The sequence below is a fragment of the Rahnella sp. P4_A8 genome, assembly GCF_056402435.1.
In genome coordinates, this window is sequence record NZ_JBFUHK010000149.1 from 1 (window position 1) to 2,938 (window position 2,938).

General features: G+C 51.9%; 5 protein-coding genes. All 5 read left to right on the top strand.

Translation table 11 applies throughout. The features are described from left to right. Positions 1-704, top strand: a 704-nt coding sequence (locus AC1DUO_RS23920) for a replication protein P (RefSeq protein WP_477989080.1), incomplete at its 5' end; no start/stop codon positions are given. Continuing rightward, the gene (locus tag AC1DUO_RS23925; RefSeq protein WP_477989082.1) at positions 701-1,558 is read left to right on the top strand and encodes a phage N-6-adenine-methyltransferase; all 858 of its coding nucleotides are present in this window, start codon (positions 701-703) and stop codon (positions 1,556-1,558) included. The genes AC1DUO_RS23920 and AC1DUO_RS23925, both read left to right, overlap by 4 nt. Further along, positions 1,555-1,713, top strand: a complete 159-nt coding sequence (locus AC1DUO_RS23930; protein ID WP_379672319.1) for a hypothetical protein — start codon at positions 1,555-1,557, stop codon at positions 1,711-1,713. Before AC1DUO_RS23925 ends, AC1DUO_RS23930 begins: the two co-directional genes overlap by 4 nt. 65 nt (positions 1,714-1,778) lie before the next feature. Next, positions 1,779-2,723: a DUF968 domain-containing protein gene (locus AC1DUO_RS23935; RefSeq protein ID WP_477989089.1), complete on the top strand. Its 945-nt coding sequence runs from the start codon at positions 1,779-1,781 to the stop codon at positions 2,721-2,723. Positions 2,724-2,737: 14 nt separating this feature from the next. Beyond that, the coding region (locus AC1DUO_RS23940) for an antiterminator Q family protein (RefSeq protein WP_477989091.1) at positions 2,738-2,938 on the top strand (201 nt) is incomplete at its 3' end.

Genomic DNA, 2,938 nt, shown 5'->3' on the forward strand with positions numbered 1-2,938 from the left:
TGGGAGAACACCCTGTGAACAAAATGATGATGGCAATTCAAAATCGGGATGCCGGTGTACTTGCGCAGTTGATGCCCGAAGATAAACCTCAGCGCGTCGTGAACCCTGATGCCGAGAAGATGGTCGATACGTTGTTCGCCAACCTGATGCTAATTTTCCCTGCTGCCCGCCAGACCGCACTCAACAGTTCGGTGGACATCGCAGCTGCGAAACGGCAATGGATCCTGGCATTTGCGGAAAACGGAGTGACTTCGCTGGAACAGGTGAAAGCCGGTATGCGCATCGCCCGCCAGCAGGAAACTGACTTCTGGCCGAGTTGCGGCAAGTTCATTGGATGGTGCAAGTCCGGAGCTGCAGAGGGCGCTGGCCTGCCGTCAGTGGATGATGTGATGGATGAATTTAACCGCTATAGCGCCAGGCGCGGTGACTATAACTCACCAGCGGACTACCCTTGGCCAGCGCCGATCATGTACTGGATTGTGACCGACGTTCGCCGAATCATGCTGCAGAACAACTATACGGAAGGTGAAGTGAGAAAATCGGTACAACATCAACTGAATACATGGGCGAAACGCTTAGCTAAAGGCGAAAAAATACCGGCTCCAGTAACTCAGTTGGCAGCGCCAAGTAAACCATTGGGACAGACTCCAGCACAGCTGATGTATGCCGAGTATCAACGTAAGAAGCGGGAGGGGTGGTTATGAGATCTTATTCCCTGGCGCTTTCTCAACAAAAAGAGAAAGAAACGCACTTCTTAAAGGATGTTGGGGATCAGTGGCGGACGCCTGATGCTCTTTTCTGGGGAATCAATGCCATGTTCGGCCCCATTGTTCTCGATCTGTTCACTGATGGCGAGAATACTAAGTGTCCGCATTTTTACACTGTCGAAGACAATGCCTTGAGTAAGGACTGGTCTGCTCATCTGAAAGAGCTTAACGGTGCAGCCTTTGGCAATCCGCCGTATTCCCGCGCAAGGCGACGTGAAGGGCAACAGATCACTGGTATGAGTCATATTCTCAATCATACTTTCAAGATGCGGGAAAAGGGTGGCCGATATGTATTTCTTATAAAAGCGGCTACGTCAGAGGTCTGGTGGCCAGAGAAAGCTGATCACATAGCCTTCATCCGTGGGCGTATAGGATTTGAACTACCTGCGTGGTTTGTCCCTGCCAATGATAGACAGATACCTTCCGGGGCGTTTTTTGCTGGTGCCATAGCAGTGTTTGATAAGAAATGGCGAGGACCAGCCTTCAGCTATATCGACCGTGAAGAATTGCTAAGGCAAGGTGCGATATTCCAAAGCCAGATTCATACCAAGCCCAACAAACTGCAGGCATCAGTCAAACAAATCATTCCAGTGCTGGAAACGGCCAACGGGGGATGGACAGAAGAGGTTGACCGGCTTTTTGATAAGTTATCAAGGGCATCTGAGCTTAATCCTCAGTTGCAGAACAAGTTGCGTCTATACATCAATCGCCTTAAAAACGACGGTTTCAAATCTACAGAGATTCTCAGTACAGCTCAAACACTGGCCCGTAAAATGGGAGCAACAGTATGAATGAACTTCAGAAAATCTGGCTCGATGCTTACCGTGGTTACTTGAAAGCCGCATCAGCAACTGGCGAGCATTGCCCGTCTGATTACGACAGCGCGCGGGAACATGCTGATGCTGTGCTGAACAGCCTGTTTAAGGCTGGGGAGAGGGCTGAATGAGAGCACTCTTAAAGCCATATCCACAGAGGGATTTGGGGATTGTGCTATTACGGCCGCCAGGTGAAATGCTGCAGCATTTCAGCGGCAAACGCCTGCTAATAACCGATGAACCGGCGGATCTGCGCGGGGCGGCTGACGGTTTGGTACCGGTTGAGGCTCAACCACTATCGCGAGATCCGCGCCTGTCTGGATTTCTGGCCTCAGAGCGAGTTATCAACCTTGTCGGCGGGTGGGGTGCGCTAACATTGTGGGTTAAGCGTAACCGAGGCTGCCAGTGCACTAATTTTGGCGGTCAATATCATCACCATGAACTGGTGCAGTCTCGCCGTGCGCGTGGTGTTGTGTCTCTTTGTTGGACCCATGACAACGAATATCACGGAAAAGAATCGGTAAAACTCAATGCCGCAGCGCTGTCGAATACCACTGAATTTGTGACTGAGGCTATCCGCGAGCTTTCTCGATTGTCAGCCGGACATCAACTGACCCTGCCGGAACTTTGCTGGTGGGCAACGAGTAAGGGGCTGGCGGCGCAACTGCCGGAGGAAATCATATGCGAAGCGCTTGGCATGAAATACCAACCTCCGGGCACGCAGTTGAAAGAATCCGACATCAACCCCAGCGAACAAGATCCTCGGGCAGTGATGGTGAGCAATATCAAACCGGTGCTGGCGCTGGCCGTTGATCCGGAAACTCCAGAATCTTTCATGCTTCGCCCGAAGCGCCGCCGGTATGAAAACACGAAATACACTCAATGGGTAAAGCGCCAGCCGTGCTGTGCCTGCGGTAACGGGTCCGATGATCCGCACCACATCACCGGCAATGGATTTGGTGGAATGGCAACAAAAGCGCATGACTTGTTCGTGATCCCGCTGTGCAGATGGTGTCACGACTCACTTCATGCGGATACCCAGGCTTGGGAATCAGAACACGGTACTCAGGAATTTCTGGTTCTGAAGACATTAGACCGCGCGCTGGCAATGGGTGTTATCGCAACCGGCAAAGCAAAATAAGTGTGGAGAGAATAATGCGTGATATTCAACTGGTGCTGGCTCGTTACGGCGTGTGGGCGAAAGATAATTCAGGCGTGGACTGGTCACCGATTGCGGCGGGCTTTAAAGGCCTGCTGCCGACTGAATCCAACAAGGTCGAATCCTGCTGTGATGATGATGGCCTGATTGTAGATGCCGCAGTAGGTCGTCTGGCTGCCGTCCGTAAACCGGAAGAG

Bases quoted from the DNA above. Each gene is read 5' to 3' on its own strand.
- AC1DUO_RS23925 (WP_477989082.1), top strand. From the start codon at position 701: ATGAGATCTTATTCCCTGGCGCTTTCTCAACAAAAAGAGAAAGAAACG.
- AC1DUO_RS23930 (WP_379672319.1), top strand. From the start codon at position 1,555: ATGAATGAACTTCAGAAAATCTGGCTCGATGCTTACCGTGGTTACTTG.
- AC1DUO_RS23935 (WP_477989089.1), top strand. From the start codon at position 1,779: ATGCTGCAGCATTTCAGCGGCAAACGCCTGCTAATAACCGATGAACCG.